Origin of the sequence: Alcaligenes sp. YSL9 (genome assembly GCF_030515105.1) — a bacterium.
GTDB classification, from domain to species: domain Bacteria; phylum Pseudomonadota; class Gammaproteobacteria; order Burkholderiales; family Burkholderiaceae_B; genus Alcaligenes; species Alcaligenes phenolicus.
On the sequence record NZ_JALXJU010000001.1, the window covers coordinates 279,742 to 296,587 of the forward strand.

General features: G+C 56.9%; 18 protein-coding genes. 9 read left to right on the top strand and 9 right to left on the bottom strand.

Annotated features, from left to right (window positions below; genetic code table 11):
* Nucleotides 1-44 precede the first annotated feature (44 nt).
* The 6 genes from adk to M2Q46_RS01335 form a co-directional block, all read right to left on the bottom strand.
* Entirely contained in the window at nt 45-701 is a 657-nt protein-coding gene (gene adk, locus M2Q46_RS01310) for an adenylate kinase (RefSeq protein ID WP_035268201.1), read from the bottom strand.
* 102 nt (nt 702-803) lie between these two features.
* Complete coding sequence (kdsB, locus tag M2Q46_RS01315) at nt 804-1,568, bottom strand: 3-deoxy-manno-octulosonate cytidylyltransferase (protein ID WP_302356416.1); 765 nt, start codon at nt 1,566-1,568, stop codon at nt 804-806.
* A gap of 1 nt (nt 1,569) precedes the next feature.
* A complete protein-coding gene (locus tag M2Q46_RS01320) occupies nt 1,570-1,755 on the bottom strand; it encodes a Trm112 family protein (RefSeq protein ID WP_009455665.1) in 186 nt (61 codons plus the stop codon).
* Nucleotides 1,755-2,834, bottom strand: coding sequence for a tetraacyldisaccharide 4'-kinase (lpxK, locus tag M2Q46_RS01325; protein ID WP_302356418.1), 1,080 nt, complete (start codon nt 2,832-2,834; stop codon nt 1,755-1,757). Before lpxK ends, M2Q46_RS01320 begins: the two co-directional genes overlap by 1 nt.
* Nucleotides 2,831-3,235 carry a biopolymer transporter ExbD gene (locus M2Q46_RS01330; protein WP_009455679.1) on the bottom strand — a complete coding sequence of 135 codons (405 nt, stop codon included), beginning with the start codon at nt 3,233-3,235 and terminating at the stop codon, nt 2,831-2,833. Before M2Q46_RS01330 ends, lpxK begins: the two co-directional genes overlap by 4 nt.
* Nucleotides 3,235-3,840, bottom strand: coding sequence for a MotA/TolQ/ExbB proton channel family protein (locus M2Q46_RS01335; RefSeq protein WP_035268192.1), 606 nt, complete (start codon nt 3,838-3,840; stop codon nt 3,235-3,237). Before M2Q46_RS01335 ends, M2Q46_RS01330 begins: the two co-directional genes overlap by 1 nt.
* A gap of 425 nt (nt 3,841-4,265) precedes the next feature.
* Here M2Q46_RS01335 and xseA point away from each other — a divergent pair, with 425 nt between their 5' ends.
* Both xseA and sodB read left to right on the top strand, forming a co-directional pair.
* Nucleotides 4,266-5,612 (top strand): exodeoxyribonuclease VII large subunit, encoded by a 1,347-nt coding sequence (gene xseA / locus M2Q46_RS01340; protein WP_302356421.1) that lies wholly within the window; start codon nt 4,266-4,268, stop codon nt 5,610-5,612.
* Between the two features lie 54 nt (nt 5,613-5,666).
* Nucleotides 5,667-6,245 (top strand): superoxide dismutase [Fe], encoded by a 579-nt coding sequence (gene sodB, locus M2Q46_RS01345; protein WP_009455685.1) that lies wholly within the window; start codon nt 5,667-5,669, stop codon nt 6,243-6,245.
* Between the two features lie 139 nt (nt 6,246-6,384).
* Here the strand turns inward: sodB and bfr are convergent, their stop codons facing one another.
* Complete coding sequence (bfr, locus tag M2Q46_RS01350; RefSeq protein ID WP_035268187.1) at nt 6,385-6,849, bottom strand: bacterioferritin; 465 nt, start codon at nt 6,847-6,849, stop codon at nt 6,385-6,387.
* A gap of 254 nt (nt 6,850-7,103) precedes the next feature.
* Between bfr and M2Q46_RS01355 the strand changes: the two genes are divergently transcribed.
* Together M2Q46_RS01355 and pcaF are read left to right on the top strand one after the other, a co-directional pair.
* Nucleotides 7,104-7,925 (top strand): phosphatase PAP2 family protein, encoded by an 822-nt coding sequence (locus M2Q46_RS01355; RefSeq protein ID WP_302356424.1) that lies wholly within the window; start codon nt 7,104-7,106, stop codon nt 7,923-7,925.
* 383 nt (nt 7,926-8,308) lie between these two features.
* Complete coding sequence (gene pcaF / locus M2Q46_RS01360) at nt 8,309-9,514, top strand: 3-oxoadipyl-CoA thiolase (protein WP_009455691.1); 1,206 nt, start codon at nt 8,309-8,311, stop codon at nt 9,512-9,514.
* Here the strand turns inward: pcaF and M2Q46_RS01365 are convergent, their stop codons facing one another.
* Together M2Q46_RS01365 and M2Q46_RS01370 are read right to left on the bottom strand one after the other, a co-directional pair.
* Entirely contained in the window at nt 9,515-9,985 is a 471-nt protein-coding gene (locus M2Q46_RS01365) for a DUF192 domain-containing protein (protein ID WP_115635105.1), read from the bottom strand.
* Nucleotides 9,986-10,031: 46 nt separating this feature from the next.
* Nucleotides 10,032-10,277, bottom strand: coding sequence for a cold-shock protein (locus M2Q46_RS01370; RefSeq protein WP_003801483.1), 246 nt, complete (start codon nt 10,275-10,277; stop codon nt 10,032-10,034).
* A gap of 165 nt (nt 10,278-10,442) precedes the next feature.
* Here M2Q46_RS01370 and clpS point away from each other — a divergent pair, with 165 nt between their 5' ends.
* The 5 genes from clpS (at nt 10,443) to M2Q46_RS01395 (ending at nt 16,748) form a co-directional block, all read left to right on the top strand.
* On the top strand, nt 10,443-10,766 hold the full coding sequence (gene clpS, locus M2Q46_RS01375) for an ATP-dependent Clp protease adapter ClpS (protein ID WP_026482895.1): 324 nt from the start codon (nt 10,443-10,445) through the stop codon (nt 10,764-10,766).
* A 93-nt stretch (nt 10,767-10,859) separates the two neighbouring features.
* Nucleotides 10,860-13,181: an ATP-dependent Clp protease ATP-binding subunit ClpA gene (gene clpA, locus M2Q46_RS01380; RefSeq protein ID WP_035268183.1), complete on the top strand. Its 2,322-nt coding sequence runs from the start codon at nt 10,860-10,862 to the stop codon at nt 13,179-13,181.
* Nucleotides 13,182-13,274: 93 nt separating this feature from the next.
* Nucleotides 13,275-14,474: a paraquat-inducible protein A gene (locus tag M2Q46_RS01385; RefSeq protein WP_302356426.1), complete on the top strand. Its 1,200-nt coding sequence runs from the start codon at nt 13,275-13,277 to the stop codon at nt 14,472-14,474.
* A gap of 10 nt (nt 14,475-14,484) precedes the next feature.
* Nucleotides 14,485-16,137, top strand: coding sequence for an intermembrane transport protein PqiB (locus M2Q46_RS01390; protein WP_115635109.1), 1,653 nt, complete (start codon nt 14,485-14,487; stop codon nt 16,135-16,137).
* The gene (locus M2Q46_RS01395) at nt 16,134-16,748 is read left to right on the top strand and encodes a membrane integrity-associated transporter subunit PqiC (RefSeq protein ID WP_302356428.1); all 615 of its coding nucleotides are present in this window, start codon (nt 16,134-16,136) and stop codon (nt 16,746-16,748) included. Before M2Q46_RS01390 ends, M2Q46_RS01395 begins: the two co-directional genes overlap by 4 nt.
* Nucleotides 16,749-16,846 lie beyond the last annotated feature (98 nt).

A 16,846-nucleotide genomic window follows, 5' to 3' on the forward strand; every position in this document is an offset into this window, starting at 1 on the left:
AATAAACAACCGGCCCTTTTGGGGCCGGCTGAATCTTGACTTACTTAGCTTGCCAGGGCGTCCACAATGCGCTGGCGGATCTCATCGACGCTGCCCACGCCGGAAATCTTGCGATAGGCCGGAGCTTGCGGGTCGCCGGTGGCTGACCATTGCGAGTAGTAATCGACCAGAGGGCGGGTCTGCTCGCGATAGACAGACAAGCGGTGGCGTACGGTTTCCTCGCGGTCATCGTCGCGCTGGAGCAAGGGTTCGCCCGTCACATCGTCCACACCGGGGGTTTTGGGTGGATTGAAGGTGACGTGGTAGCTACGACCGCTGGCAGCGTGGATACGGCGGCCGCTCATGCGTTCGATGATGCTTTCTTCCGGTACGTCGATTTCGATCACGAAGTCCAGTTTGACCTGGGCATCCTTCAAGGCATCGGCCTGGGGAATCGTGCGTGGGAAACCGTCGAACAGGTAGCCGGGCTCACAGTCGGCTGCTTGCAGGCGATCGCGTACCAGGCCGATGATCAGGTCATCCGAAACCAGGCCGCCGGCGTCCATGATTTTTTTGGCTTCTACACCCAGCGGGGTTTGGGCTTTGACAGCGGCACGCAACATATCGCCCGTGGAAATTTGTGGAATACCAAATTTCTCGGTGATGAAAGCAGCTTGAGTGCCTTTGCCGGCACCAGGGGGCCCGAGCAGTATGAGTCGCATGAATTCCTCCAGGAAATGCGTCGATCCGATTCTCGCTTCAGTATGATGCGTTGCAGCATATTTAGCGCATTTTTTATTCGGATAGAGCAGAAAAAAGATCTTTTATAACCGATTTGCGAAGTGAGCGCGTACTCTTTCCAGGTCTTGTTCGGTGTCTACCCCGGCTGCAGGAATCTCCTGGAGGCGGTGAACCATAATCTGGAAGCCGTTTTCCATGGCTCGCAGCTGCTCCAAAGACTCGAAGTGCTCCAGTGGCCCACGCGGTAGCTGGGCGTACCGCTGCAGGAAGCGATTTCGGTAGGCATAAAGGCCAATATGGTGCAATGCGGGAAGCCCGTCGGCCAGTACCTGTTCGCCACCGGCCAGCGCGTCGCGGGCCCAGGGCATGGGGGCGCGGGAAAAGTACAGGGCGCGACCTTGCAGGTCGCAAACCACTTTGACGGCATTGGGGTTAAAGAGTGTCTCGGCGTTCTTGATGGGCGCGGCCAGCGTGGCAATGTCGGCTTGTTCGCTGCGGGCCAATAGTTCGGCAGCAGCATTGATGTGCTCGGGCTGAATCAGGGGTTCGTCCCCTTGCACATTGACCACGATCTCGCCCTCGGGTAGCTCCAGCAGGCGAGCGGCCTGGGCCAGACGGTCAGTGCCGGTCGGGTGTTCTGCATCGGTCAGCAAGGCATTGAAACCATGCGCCTGGACAGCCTCCAGCACTTGCGGTGAGTCCGTCGCCACCCAGACCTGACGCGCCCCGCTTTGCGCGGCTTGTTGAGCGCAACGCACGATCATGGGTTGGCCTGCAATGTCGGCCAGCGGTTTGTTGGGCAGACGGGTGGAACCCAGGCGGGCAGGGATGATGACGGAAAAAGTCATATCAGTTGCTGGAAGGTTCCTGCGCGTCCAGTTGACGTGCTTCGTTGATCAGCATGGTAGGGATGCCGTCCACAATGGGGAAGGCCAGTTTGTCGGCCTTGCAGACCAATTCTTGCTGTTCGCGGTCGTGGCGCAGCGGGCCTTTGCACAAGGGGCAGACCAGCACTTCGAGTAGGCGAGCTTCCATTATTGAACTCCGGGTAATGTGGGTAAGGTTGAGCGCCGTTCGCGCAGCAGGCTATCCAGTTCAGCAATCCAGTCCGGGCGTGAAAACACGGGCTGGACATCCACAACCCACAGACGTGGGTCGTTCAGGTGCTGGCATTTTACGGCGTCTTTACGGGTAATGAGTACCGGCCCCTCATGCAGGGCCTGAAAGTCCTGAGCTTGCAAGGCGGCATGGTCGGGCAGGGGGAAAGTCTGGCTCAGATGCAGACCACAAGCGCGCAGCATCGTGAAAAAACGGGCGGGCTGGCCAATGGCGGCCAGCGCCTGCAGTTCTTGCTGGCCGTATTCCTGATACCAGTCCGACCAGCTCAGGCGACGGCCCGAACTCAGGTGTTCCAGCTGATAAGGACGCAGGCTCATGCTCAGGGCGCGGCCAGGCTCGGTGGGTTGAGGGGTGGAAGGCGGCGTTTGGTCGGCCACAATCTGGCTGATCAGCCAGTCCACGCGACGCAGGCGTTCGGGACTTTCACGCAATGGTCCGGCTGGCAGCAGCAAGCCATTTCCCACACCGCGAGCATCCTGTACCACGACTTCCATATCGCGTTGCAAGGCCAGATGTTGAAGGCCGTCATCCGAAATAATCAGGTCGACTGCCGGATATTTCTCGAGCAAAGCCTGGGCCGCCAGCGCACGGCGAGGGTGAACGGCGATGGGGGCCCGGGTTTGGGCGGCAATCAGGGCGGGTTCATCGCCAAATTGTTCGGCGGCTAATTGGCCCTGGCCTACGCGCGGGCTGGGGCCGATCTCTACCCCGTAACCTCGGCTGACAATGCCGGGTGTCCATCCCAGGGCGCGCAATTGCTCGGTCAGAGCCAGGACGACGGGGGTTTTACCTGCGCCACCCACGATGATATTGCCCACCACGATCACCGGCACCGGGCTGCGGTAGGATGCGGCGGGATCTTGCTCGTAGCGTTGCTGCTTGCGCTGTACGAAGAGCGCAGCCAGCGCTGAAAGCGGGCGCATCACAAGGCTGAACCAGCCCTTTTTCTGCCACTGCTGGTGAAGCCAATGAGTCAGGCGGACACGCGCACTCATGGGGCCTGGGTCGCAAAGTGAATGCGATGAATGCCAACCTGACGGGCGGCCTCCATAGCCTGTACCACCGCGAAGTGGGGGGCTTGGGCATCGGCCAGAATCAGCAGGCTGCTGTTTTCGTCAGTCTTTTCGCTCGACAAGGCGTGGCTAAGGGGAGAGCCACTGCTGGCATCCAGCCACATACCGTTCAAGGCGTAGCGCCCGTCCTGGCTGATAGCCAATAGCAGTTCCGTGGTTTGTGCGGCCTGAGCTTGAGCCTGGGGCAAGGAAACATCCAACTGGCGATAGCGCACGAAGGTGCTGCTGGCAGCCAGGAAAATCAGCACCACCAGCAAAACATCTATCAAGGGCACCAGATTCAGTTCCAGCGTGTCCTGGTCTTGGGCTCGGCGAAAGCGCATCAGACGGCCCTCTGAGCCAACAGACGATCCAGCGCACCCGCTTCCGTTTCCAGGCAGTGAAGCAGATAGTCGGCACGGCTGCGAAAGTAGCGGTGAAAGATCATGGCCGGGACAGCAATTAGAATCCCCAGGGCGGTGTTGTACAGGGCCACGGAAATGCCACGGGCAATCAGGCTGGGGTCGCCACCGGCGGGGTCGTAGGCAGCAAAGATGTCGATCATGCCAATAACCGTACCAAACAGGCCCAGCAAAGGGGCGATCACGGCAATGGTGCCCAGTGCCGGAATGTACTTGTTCAATTGGTAGCTGATGTCTTTGCCTTCTGCCTCGACCGCAGACTCACGCACGGCGGAAGTTTGGTGGCGGTTTTTCAGTACGGTGGCTAATACTCGACCCAGAGGGGAGTTATCGTACAGGCGGGGCAGGGACTCGTCCTGAATCCGGTTCTGGGCCGTCAGCTCGCTGATCTGGCGTGCCAGTCCGGCCGGTAGAATTCGTTTGCTGCGCAGGGCTAAAAGACGCTCCAGGATCAAACCCAGGGCAAGAATGGAGCAGGCCAGCAGGAACCAGACAGGCCAGCCAGCGGCATGGATCAAAGTAAGCACGAGTCTATTATCCGGTCACGAAATAAATCAGCGCTTATTGTAGAGCCCCTGTCCGCATTGCGGGAATGTTCCGGCGCGAGCGCGGTACACTTTACGGTCTTTTCCCACAAAGCACGGCCAAACCCCTGATGTATTTGAAGTAATAGGTGTAGTGCTAAAACTATCCACAAAAACTGTGGATAATTCTGTGTATAAAACATCCCATAGTGGCTCGGGCGGTGGTTTAGAGGTTCTCTGGCTAATTTTCGACCATCTTGGTGTTTTTATAAATAGTCTTTAATTTCAATGGCTTATCCGGTTTCGATAAAGTGCTGCATCAGGTGTTCAACGGAAGCCATTGTCTTGGCGTCTATTTGACAAAAGCATGACAGTTGTGGATACGGAACGGTGGAAAACTCGTTCGGGGCGAGTCAAAAACAAAGAATATGATGCATTATCAAGAATCTAGAGCACCTGCGGTATGGACCGTGGCACAGTTGAATCGCCGTGTCAGCCAATTGCTGGATGAGCATATGCCCGTGGTTTGGGTCAGTGGTGAGGTGTCGAACTTTACCCAGGCCGCTTCGGGGCATTGGTACTTTTCCATCAAGGATGACAAGGCGGCCGTTCGTGCCGTGATGTTTCGGGGGCGTGCCCAGGCCGTGGGATTCGTGCCGCGTGCGGGCGAGCGCTTCGAGTTTCGTTGCTCGGTTACCTTGTACGAGGCACGCGGGGACTTCCAGGTTCAGGTGGAAGGCATGCGCCGCGCCGGGCTGGGGGATTTGCACGAAGCCTTTTTGCGGCTGAAAGGGCAGTTGCAAAGCGAAGGTTTGTTCGATCATGAGCGCAAACGCCCCATCGCCACCTTGCCGCGCAGCATAGGTATTATCACTTCCCTGGCAGCCGCGGCCTTGCGGGATGTCCTGACAGCGATGGAGCGTCGTGCTCCGCACGTGCGCATCATTATTTATCCTGCTCCGGTTCAAGGAGCAGAAGCACCGCCGCGATTGCGGCAAGCTCTGGAAACCGCGATTGAGCGGGCCGAGGTTGATACGCTCTTGCTGGTGCGTGGGGGCGGAAGTCTGGAAGATCTCTGGGCTTTTAACGACGAAGGTCTGGCGCGTCTGATCGCGTCCAGTCCTATCCCTATTATTAGTGGGGTGGGGCACGAGACAGACTTCACCATTGCTGATTTTGTAGCTGACTTGCGCGCACCCACGCCAACCGCCGCCGCCGAACTGGCCTGTCTGGGGCGCGATCAGTTACTGGAACAGGTGTTTGCGCGCATGGGCGCGTTGAGCCACGGTGTGCAGCGTCATCTGGACCGGGCCTCTCTGCGTCTGGATCGGGCGGTAGCCAAATTGGTCTCTCCGCATCAACGCCTGGCCCAGCAGCAGCAACGTCTGGATCATCTCACCCAAAGACTGCAACGTGTGGCTCGCAGCGTCCCCGATACTGCTGCGTTGCGCCTGACTACCTTGAGGGCGCGTTTGGAGCGCAGCATTCCTCAGCTGACGTCAAGACAGCAAAATCTGAATATGCTTTTCCAACGGCTGGAAAAAGGTCTGGATCATGCGCTGGTTTTGCGTCGCCAGCGCCTGGCCGCGGCCCAGCAAACGCTGCAAGCCTTGTCCCCGCGCCTTATCATCAATCGTGGATATGCCATAGTCAGGGATAGCGAGGGGAAAGTTGTAAAAAATGCGTTAGACTTAAAGATTGGTGAACGACTCGATGTCGAGTTGAGTCGCGGTCATGTGTCGGTGGATGTGGTGCGCACGCACGATCTGCTCTAGGCTGCGTCGTCCTTGTTGGATACCAAACACGGTTTTTTTTTAGAAGGAATTGAAATGGCATTCACTCTTCCAGCTCTTCCATACGAACTCAACGCCCTTGAGCCACATATCTCCAAGGAAACCTTGGAGTTTCACTACGGTAAGCATCACCAGGCTTACGTCACCAACCTGAACAATCTGGTTGCTGGCACCGAATTTGAAAACGCTTCCCTGGAAGATGTGGTCAAGAAATCCTCCGGTGGCGTGTTCAACAACGCTGCTCAGGTTTGGAACCACACTTTCTACTGGAACAGCCTGTCCCCTAACGGCGGCGGCGCTCCTACCGGCAAAGTGGCTGATGCCATCAACGCCAAATGGGGCAGCTTTGACGCCTTCAAAGAAGCCTTCACCAAGTCTGCCGTTGGCAACTTCGGTTCGGGCTGGACCTGGTTGGTCAAAAAGGCCGACGGTTCCCTGGACATCGTCAACACCAGCAACGCTGGCACGACGCTGACTTCCGACGACGTCGCCCTGATCACCTGTGATGTGTGGGAACACGCCTACTACATCGACTACCGCAATGCCCGTCCCAAGTACCTGGAAATTTTCTGGAACCTGGTGAACTGGGACTTTGCCGCCAAGAACCTGGGTTAATCGTCCTGGTTGAGGGTAGCGCTCATCGGAGGGCTACCCGGCAATAAAAAAAACCGCCATGCGCATGCTGGCGGTTTTTTTTGGCTTCAATGAAAACAAGTCATAGGGCGTGTGCGGCCGTGCCTTGTTTTTGAAGACCTTACATCTGGGATTGCTGGTAGTTTTCCAGGCCCACTTTTTCGATCAGGCCCAATTGCTTCTCCAGCCAGTAGGTGTGGTCTTCTTCCGTGTCGCGCAACTGGGCCAGAATGATGTCGCGTGTCACGAAATCGCTGGCGGATTCTGCCAGTGCTATGCCTTTTTGCAGAGCCGCGCGAACTTCATATTCCAGTTCCAGATCCTTGCGCAACATGCCGACCACGTCCTTGCCGGGTTCAAACGCATTGGGGCGCATGTCGGGAATACCGTCGAGCATCAGGATGCGGCGTATCAGGGCGTCAGCGTGCTGTGTTTCTTCTTCCATTTCGTGGTTCATGCGCTCGTAAAGCTGCGTGAAACCCAGATGCTCGTAAAAGCGGGAATGGATAAAGTACTGGTCGCGCGCTGCGAGTTCGCCGCGCAGCAGTTGATTCAGATAGTCGAGGACTTCGGGGTTGCCTTGCATGGTGATGAGCCTGTAGAGGATGTCAACGGGGGAAGTATGCCATGAGCAGGCCATGAGGGTGCTTGATCTGTGGCACCAAATGGCAAGCACGCTATTCAGTTTGGCGGCTGCAATGGCAAGATCGCGGATTGCCTTCCAATCGTGCCGGGGTGCAGCTTCAGTGTTTACCGGTCTCAGCCGGGTCAAGAGCTCCACACGCGGCCGTTGGCGTTTTCCGAAACCGGGGCTTTTTGCTCCTTTAGTCGAGGTCTGCTATGTCTGCTGCTTTGCGTGTTCGTCCTGCCTTGTTGGGCCTGGTGGGCAGTGTCTTGGTTTTGTCGGCGGGTCAGTTGAGCGCTCAGCCTTCTACACATTTGGAAGTCAAGGAAAGTCACTCTTCCGTCAAGCGAGTGGCTGGTTACTTGGACCAAACTGAACTGCCTGATAGTGTGATGCTCCTCGATCCGCCGCCGGCTGCAGATAGTGCGGCCTTTGCCCGGGATGAAGAAGCGCGTCGGGCTGCCGGGCAGCTAAAAGGGTCAGCTCGCTGGGCACTGGCTAAACAAGATGCAGACTTGGTATTTCCACGGCCCGCTCAGAATTATTCGTGCGCATTGGGAGTTCAAATCGACCAAGAGAGCACGCCGGTTATTTATCAGATGATGCGTCGCTTGTTGCCTGATGCGGGTCTATCCACTTACGGAGCCAAAAACAAGTATCAGCGGGTGCGTCCTTTCGATCTTCATAATGAAGATACATGCACGCCAGCGGATGAGGAGTTTTTGCGCAATGATGGTTCCTATCCCTCGGGCCATGCGGCTGCTGGCTGGGCATGGGCACTAGTGTTGGCGCAGATCAGCCCCGAACGAAGTAATGAGTTGCTGGCTCGTGGCCTGTCTTTCGGTCAAAGCCGTGTCATTTGCAATGTACATTGGCAAAGTGATGTGGAGGCGGGGCGTGTGGTAGGCGCCGCCGCGGTGGCTCGTGTGCAGAGTGAGGAGGCCTTCCAGGCTGACATCCTGGCCGCCCGACTAGAATTGGCACAAGCGAAAGTTGCTTCAAGTGGTCAAGCGCTTAATTGCGCCGAACCGTTCTAGCGCTGCTTTGAGTGGGTCGTTCGGCTGGCGATTGTAAAAACGAGCGTCCTCATATTGGTTTGAGTGCAGGAAAGAGGGCTTCCGTCTGCTTTCCTGTGCGAGCGCGTCTTGTTTTCTTAATGCCGTGATTACCTGGCGTTGCGGGTATGAGAGTTGAATAAGCTTTTCCTGCTGCGGATTCGGCTTGTCACTGTACCAGGCGCTTTGGCGCATAGACCGCCGGATCGTTCGGGACTGGATGCGCTAAACTGACCGCACTGCGGACATGCTGAATCACCAGAAAAAACCCGGCTGTACTCAAGCGCTACTATCAAAACAGTAGATTTCGAGCGCTCTTCATAGTGCTCTCGCGTGATTTTATTCAAGATATCAGGGTGAATTTCATGAGTCAGGACGCCTTTATTTGTGACGCAATTCGTACGCCTTTCGGACGTTATGGCGGTTCGCTGTCCGCTGTGAGGGCGGATGACCTGGGTGCGGTGCCTATTGCCGCGCTGATGAAGCGCAACCCCCAAGTCGATTGGAGCAAGCTGGATGATGTGATGTACGGCTGCGCCAACCAGGCGGGTGAAGACAACCGCAACGTGGCGCGGATGTCCGCTCTGCTGGCCGGTTTGCCCGTGGACGTGCCTGGCGTGACCTTGAACCGTCTGTGCGGTTCGGGCCTGGACGCGATTGGTTCGGCTGCTCGCGCCATTCGCGCTGGCGATGCCTCTTTCATCCTGGCCGGTGGTGTGGAAAGCATGAGCCGCGCTCCCTTCGTCATGGGCAAGGCTGAAACGGCGTTCTCCCGCAGCGCGGGTATTTATGACACCACGATTGGCTGGCGCTTCATCAACAAAGCCATGAAAGAGCAGTACGGTGTGGACTCCATGCCCGAAACGGCTGAAAACGTGGCTCAGCAGTTCAATGTGTCCCGTGAAGACCAGGACGTGTTTGCCCTGAATAGCCAGCTGCGTGCGGCCGCTGCCCAGGAAGCCGGCATTCTGGCTGAAGAAATTACCCCTGTGATCATTCCCCAGCGCAAGGGCGATCCCATTGTGGTGGATAAGGACGAGCACCCACGTGCCACGACTCTGGAGTCCCTGACTCGCTTGAAGCCTGTCGTGCGTGCCGATGGCACCGTGACCGCGGGCAATGCCTCGGGTGTGAACGATGGTGCTTGCGCGCTGCTGGTTGCCAACAAGGCAACCGTCGAAGCCCAAGGCCTGACTCCGCGCGCTCGTGTGGTGGCCATGGCGTTTGCTGGTGTGGAGCCACGCATCATGGGTATTGGCCCGGCACCTGCCAGCCAGAAGGTGCTGGCTTTGGCGGGTCTGACTCTGGATCAAATGGATGTGATCGAGCTGAACGAGGCCTTTGCCGCTCAAGGTCTGGCGGTGACTCGCATGCTGGGTCTGGCTGATAACGATCCTCGCGTGAACCCGAACGGGGGCGCGATTGCGCTGGGTCACCCTCTGGGTGCCAGTGGTGCGCGTCTGGCGATTGCGGCCATTAACCAATTGCATCGCACAGGCGGACGCTACGCCCTGTGCACCATGTGTATTGGTGTCGGCCAGGGCGTGGCTTTGATTCTTGAGCGCGTCTAACTAAGGTTGCAGGGCAGGCAGGCCGGTGATTGTCTCACCGGCCTTTTTGTCTGCTTGCTTGAACCAGCCTTGTTCCATCTCCAAGGCATAGCGCACAGGTCGCACCGGGCAGTGGGATTGAAGATCAAAGGGTTGCATGGCCTCGATATTGGTGATCGTGCCTTCTTCAGTAATGAAGGCGATATCCAGCGGCAGAGGCGTATTCTTCATCCAGAAGCAAGGCATTCCGCTTTGCTCGAATACGAATAACATGCCGTGATCGGGGGCCAGGCTTTCTCGATGCATCAAACCTTGTGCACGAGTCTCGTCGCGATCGGCCACTTCCGCCTGGATTTGTTTGGAACCCAGGGATAGTGTCAGGGTGGGAAGAGTCTCATCCGCCTGGACCGGGGCGCTAATACAAAGCGCTGCCAGAAGACAGGCAAAAAAAACAGGGCGCGCAGGCCCCGTAGTCGTAGTGCGATACTGCATGTGTGTTGCGAACCTGCTTTTGTTAGAATCGAGAGCGCAAGAGATCTTAAGGCGAAGTAATATTAAGTGCCTGCTTGCCTTTGGGGCCTTGGGCGACTTCATACAGAACTTTCTGGCCTTCTTTCAAAGTCTTGAACCCGTTCATCTGAATGGATGAAAAATGAGCGAAGAGATCTTCGCCGCCGTTATCGGGTGTAATAAACCCAAAGCCTTTGGCATCATTGAACCACTTAACGGTCCCGGATAGTTTTTGATTGTCTCCAGTGCCTGCGGTGGTGGTAGTTTCCGACATGCTTGCTGCCTCTCAACTTAGTGTATGGTTGATACTTTTTTCGGCCCCTCCCTGGGCCTGTGATCGCGGCACCTCACTTTTTATTGTGAAGTTGACACGATCAGTCGGATGATGCTGAATTTTGTTCCCCCCAGTCAACCTATGGAAAGCACCTAGTTCTGTATTATGGCCATTGAGATCGATAAGCAAGGCGCCACAACGGTAGAGCGCCAATCCGCGCGGCTTGCCCCACCACCCATGTATCAGGTCATCTTGCTCAATGATGACTACACACCCATGGAGTTCGTGGTGAATATACTGGAGCGGGTATTTGCCAAGACCCCAGAGCAGGCCGAACAGCTTATGCTTAAAGTACATTACGAGGGTCGGGCGGTCTGTGGTGTGTATCCACGCGACATTGCCGCCACCAAGGTGGAAATTGTGCGACAACTGGCGCAGTCGCGACAGCACCCTTTGCAGTGTGTGATGGAGCCGGTGCCTGATGCTTGACCATTTAATGGTTTACCGTATTGTTCAGATCAGGCAAATTAGTCATAGAATAGCTTTAACCCCTAGTTTTACTCTTGCCGTGTAGGAGGAAGCATGATCTCCGAAGAACTTGAAGTCAGTCTACACATGGCCTTTGTCGAGGCTCGTGCCGCGCGCCATGAATTCATCACGGTAGAGCATCTGCTGTTGTCCCTGCTCGATAACGCCTCCACGCTGGAAGTGTTGAAAGCATGTGCTGCCGATATTGATGCACTGCGCCAGAATCTGCGTAAATTCATTAATGAAAATACGCCCACTTTTCCTGGTGAAGGCGAGGTCGATACCCAACCCACGCTGGGCTTTCAGCGTGTGATACAGCGTGCCATCATGCACGTATCGTCCAGCAACTCCGGTAAAAATGTGGTTTCCGGTGCCAATGTGCTGGTGGCGATGTACGGGGAAAAAGACTCGCATGCGGTGTATTACCTGCAGCAACAAGGTGTCTCGCGTCTGGATGTTGTCAATTTCCTCTCGCACGGTATCACCAAGGCCAATCCGGAACCTGCTGCCCCCGAGCCACCCAAGGCCGCCGCTGCTGCGGAAGCCGACACGCGCTCGGACGCCCAGAAGTCCCCATTGGATCTGTACGCTACAGACCTGAATACCGAAGCCAGCCTGGGTCGCATTGATCCCTTGATTGGCCGTGAAAAGGAAGTGGAGCGTGTCATCCAGGTGCTGTGCCGCCGCCGCAAGAACAACCCCTTGCTGGTCGGAGAGGCTGGCGTGGGTAAAACCGCGATTGCCGAAGGCTTGGCGCTGCGCATTCAGCGTGGTGACGTCCCTGATATTCTTAGCGAAGCGCGTGTTTACGCGCTGGATATGGGTGCCTTGCTGGCCGGTACCAAGTATCGGGGCGACTTCGAACAACGTCTGAAGGCGGTGCTCAAGCAGCTCAAGGAAACGGCACAGTCCATTTTGTTTATTGACGAAATCCACACACTGATCGGAGCCGGCTCGGCTTCGGGCGGTACGCTGGATGCGTCCAACCTGCTCAAGCCTGCGCTGTCCTCCGGTCAGCTCAAGTGTCTGGGTGCGACTACCTACTCGGAATACCGCGGAATTTTCGAAAAAGACCACGCCTTGTCGCGTCGCTTTCAGAAAATCGATGTGGCAGAGCCGACGGTGGAGCAAACCATCCAGATTCTGCGTGGTTTGAAGTCCAATTTCGAAGAGCACCACGGTGTACGTTACTCGGCAGCGGCCCTGACGGCGGCAGCGGAGTTGTCCGCCCGTTATATCAACGACCGCTTTTTGCCGGACAAGGCCATCGACGTGATCGACGAGGCTGGTGCAGCGCAGCGCTTGCTGCCACGTTCCAAGCAGAAAAAGGTTATCGGCAAGGCCGACATCCAGGCAACGGTTTCGCGTATTGCACGCATTCCGCCCCAGACGGTCTCCAGTGATGATCGCAACAAGCTGGCAACCCTGGCCCGCGATCTGAAATCGGTGGTGTTTGGTCAGGATGTAGCCATTGACGCCTTGGCGGCTGCCATCAAGATGGCGCGCTCTGGCCTGGGGCTGCCTGACAAGCCTATTGGTTCCTTCCTGTTCTCCGGCCCGACCGGCGTGGGTAAAACCGAAGTGGCGCGTCAGTTGGCCTTTGTGCTGGGCGTAGAGCTGCTGCGCTTTGACATGTCCGAATACATGGAGCGTCACACCGTGTCGCGCCTGATCGGTGCTCCTCCTGGTTACGTCGGTTTCGACCAGGGCGGTTTGCTGACCGAAGCCGTTACCAAACAGCCGCACTGCGTGCTGCTGCTGGACGAAATCGAGAAAGCGCACCCGGACGTCTACAACATCCTGCTGCAGGTGATGGATCACGGCACGCTGACGGATAACAACGGTCGCAAGGCTGATTTCCGCAACGTCATCCTGATCATGACCACCAACGCCGGAGCCGAAGCGCTGAACAAGACCAGCATTGGCTTTACCCAGCCCCAGCGCTCGGGTGATGAAATGCAGGATATCAAGCGTCACTTCTCGCCAGAGTTCCGTAACCGTCTGGATGCGATCATTGGCTTCAAGCCTTTGTCGCGCGACATTATCCTGCGCGTGGTGGACAAGTTCCTGATGCAGCTGGAAAACCAGCTGCACGAGAAACGCGTCGAAGTGTCCTTCTCGGACGCCTTGCGCGAACATTTGGCTGCCAAGGGCTTCGACCCAGCCATGGGTGCCCGCCCCATGCACAGGCTTATTCAGGACACTATTCGCCGTGCCCTGGCCGACGAGCTGCTGTTTGGTCGTCTGGTCGATGGTGGTCAGGTCGAGGTGGATCTGGACGAGAACGGCGAGGTGGTACTGGAATATCCTTCTTCAGGACCTGATGAGCCCGGTAGCAAGGCCTCTTCGCGTCCCGAGCCGGAATTAGTCGACTAAGCCGTGAGGGCATCGCGCCCCTTAATCGTCTGTACGCACTGTGACACCGTACACGAGCGAGTCCCCGTTCAAGGAGCGGGGCTCGCTCGTTGTGTGCGTTGCGATACTGAACTTTACCGCCACAGCCGCTTTTCACCACGTGAATGGCAAGCGCTGGTCTTGGCGGTTTTTATCCTTTTTCTGATTGCCAATCTGTTTCCCGTCGTCTATCTGAGCATGGCGGGTAAAACAGTGTCGCCCACGTTTCCCAAAGCCCTGTTGCTGATCTGGCAGCAGGGGTATTGGGGCTTGTCCGTCATGGCGGGGTTGGTGGGATTCTGGCTGCCGTTGTTTCAACTGATTTTCCAGTTCTGGGCCTTGGGCCTGATTGCCAGGGAAAAGCCCTTGCCGGGCGATTTCGGTATTGGGCTGCGGGCCTTGAGCCATCTGGAGCATTGGTCCATGACGGCTGTGCTGTTCCTGGGCTTGATTGTGGCCATGGTGAAATTTGCCGGGATCGGGCATTTGACGATTGCGCCAGGTCTGTACGCCTTTTTTGCTCTGACCTTCCTGCTGACCGGCTTGAGCCGTATTACGGCGGGGCGCTTGTGGCGCTGGGCGGAGGATCGTGATCTGGTGCCGGTTTCGACCCGGCAGGTCTTGAAAGAGCATCCAATCTGGAGTGCCTGTACCCACTGTGGCTTTGTGCAGTCCAGCCAGAAACCGGACTGTGACCGTTGTGGTGCAACTGTGCATAAACGCAAGCCCAATAGCCGCGCACGGGTGGCCGCTCTGGTGTTGACGGCCTGCGTGTTCTATATTCCCGCCAATGTCCTGCCTGTCATGGAGCTGCGCAGCATTTTAGGCAGTAGCGCGCATACGATTCTGGGTGGGGTCATTGAACTCTGGCAACTGGGCTCCTGGGACTTGGCATTGATCGTGTTCATCGCCAGTATTGTGGTCCCCATCACCAAACTCCTGGCTTTGATGATTCTTTTGTTGGGGCGTCGTTGGCGTGGCAATGCTGTACAGCGTCAACGCAATCGCATTTACGACATGGTCGAGCTGATTGGGCAATGGTCCATGCTGGACGTATTCGTGGTGGTTCTGATGGCAGCACTGGCCAACTTCCCAGGCTTGTCGCAGATTATTCCTGGAGCGGGGGCCTTGAGCTTTGGCATGGTGGTGGTTTTGACCATGCTGGCCGCGCTTAGCTACGACCCTCGCCAAGGCTGGGACCAGGATACCCACGAAGAACCAATAATAGAACCGCAAACTACGCCGTCTCCGCCTGCCTCACAGGCGACTTCCTGAAGGAAACAAGGTGCACGATCCTACAACTAATCAGCCTGACGGTCAGACCGAGCCCGCGCAGCCTAGACTGATTCCTGCCAAGCGATCCCGATTCTCCTGGATCTGGATTTTGCCCATAGCCGCCGCCGTGGTGGGGGCGTCTTTGGTGCTGCGCAACTGGATGTTGACCGGACCGCGTATCACGATCAGCTTTGATTCAGCCGAGGGCTTGGCCGTGGACCAAACCAAGTTACGTTATCGCGAAGTGGATGTGGGTACGATTTCGGACATTCAGGTGTCTCCGGATCGAAAAGGGGTTTTGGTCACGGCGCAGCTCGAGCGTGATGGCTCCGAGTTCATTACCCAAAAAGACACGCGGTTCTGGGTGGTGCGCCCGCGTTTGGGTTTAAGTGGGGTCTCCGGTCTGGGCACCTTGTTGTCGGGTGTTTATATCGGTGTGGACGCGCCTTTTGAAGTGAATAAAAAAGGCGAGCAACTGGACTTTGTGGGCCTGGAAAGTCCGCCGGAAGTAACCAGTGGCCGTGCTGGTAAGCGCTACGTGTTGACTGCGCCCGAATTGGGCTCGCTGGATCTGGGTTCGCCCTTGTACTACAAGGGCATACAGGTTGGGCAAGTCAGCAGTTATGAACTGAACGAAGAAGGCAATGGGGTGCGTGTGCAGGTGTTTGTCGATGCTCCTAACGACAAATTCGTGACGCAGGGCTCGCGCTTCTGGAACGTCAGCGGCGTCAATATGTCGCTGGATTCCACCGGCTTTAATGTGCGTACGCATTCCTTGGTCTCTGCCTTGGCAGGAGGTCTGGCCTTTGATCAGATGGAAGGCGAGCCTACGGATGTTGCTCAGGCTGATTCGCAATACGAACTGTTCCCCACACAAGAGCGCGCGATGGCTGAGCCGGATGGTCCCGCGGTTGAATTGCGCTTCCATTTCCATCAGTCCGTGCGTGGCCTGGTGCCGGGCTCCAAGGTGGAGTTCCGGGGCCTGGAGCTGGGGCAGGTCTACGATGTGGATCTGGAGTTTGATTTTGAGCGTAAGCGCTTCTTTGCCCTGGTGAAGGCACGTATCTATCCGCAGCGTTTTGGCCGCCTGTACGAGCGGGTGGTGGAGGCTAGACCGGACGAGAAAGATCCAATGAGCGCCTTGTTCAAACCGATGGTTGAGCGTGGTCTGCGTGGTCAATTGCGTCCTGCCAGCCTGATTACGGGCCAGCAGTACATTGCTTTGGAATTCTTCGACAAGGCCCCTGAAGCCGAGTTCGACGAGACCGCCAAACCTTTGGTGGTGCCTGTGATCGCCGGGGATTTTGATCGTTTGCAGGAGCAGGTCAGCGATATCGTTACCAAGATTGCTGCTATCCCGTTCGATCAGATCGGCAAGAATCTGCAAAGCGGGCTCACGGAGCTGGGTCAGGTGCTCAAGCAACTGGACAAAACGACAGTGCCGCAGCTCAATGGCGCTCTCAAGTCCATGGATGCCGCTGTTCAGAAACTGGGCGCCATGCTGGATTCGGATTCTTCCTTCAATACCTCTGTGGATCAAACCCTGAGCGAACTGAAACGCTCCTTGCGATCCCTGCGTGATTTAAGCGATACCTTGCAAAGCCAGCCCTCGGCGGTCCTGCGAGGTCGTTCCCCTGACGTGCTGCCGGAGCCTGCGCCATGATGTCTCGTTTTCTGATTCCCGTGGCGTTCGCCGGTTTGCTGACGGCTTGCGCCTCGACCACGCCCACTTACTACACCTTGCAAGCGTCCAATGCCGCTCCGGCGGCTGCGGCTCCTTCCACTCAAGTGTGGAAGGGCTTTCAGCTGCGACGCATGGATGTGCCTGCTCAATTGGATCGTCGATCCTTTGTACTGACGCAGACTGCGGGCGGGCAAGTCAATCTGCTCAATGATAGCCAGTGGGCCTCACCTTTACCTGATGAAATGTCCCTGGCTTTGGCGTCTGGTTTGCAGGATCGCCTGGGCGTTCCCCAGTTGGCCAGCGCTGCTCCGAAAACACCGCTGTGGCAGATCGATGTGCTGGTACAGCGCTTCGAATCTGTCTATGGCGAACGCGCTACCCTGGAGTTGAGCTGGACACTGACGCCAGTTGGCTTTGAGGGGGAGGCCCAGCAATGCCGCTGGCTGGACTCCGAGCCTGCGTCCTCTGTGCCAGAACTGGTGCAGGCGCATCGCCAATTGCAGCAGCGCTGGGCGGATGCACTGGCCGCACAAATGCAAGGTAAACCTGTCCCGGTTAACCTGAGCAAAGCCATGTTCTGCGTCAGTTAACCACTTGGGTTAACTTTTTCCTGTTCGGGTTAACCTGAATACGAATTTGGGTTAACCGCCAGTATTATTTCGGCTTATCGCAGTCAACAAAGCGTAAC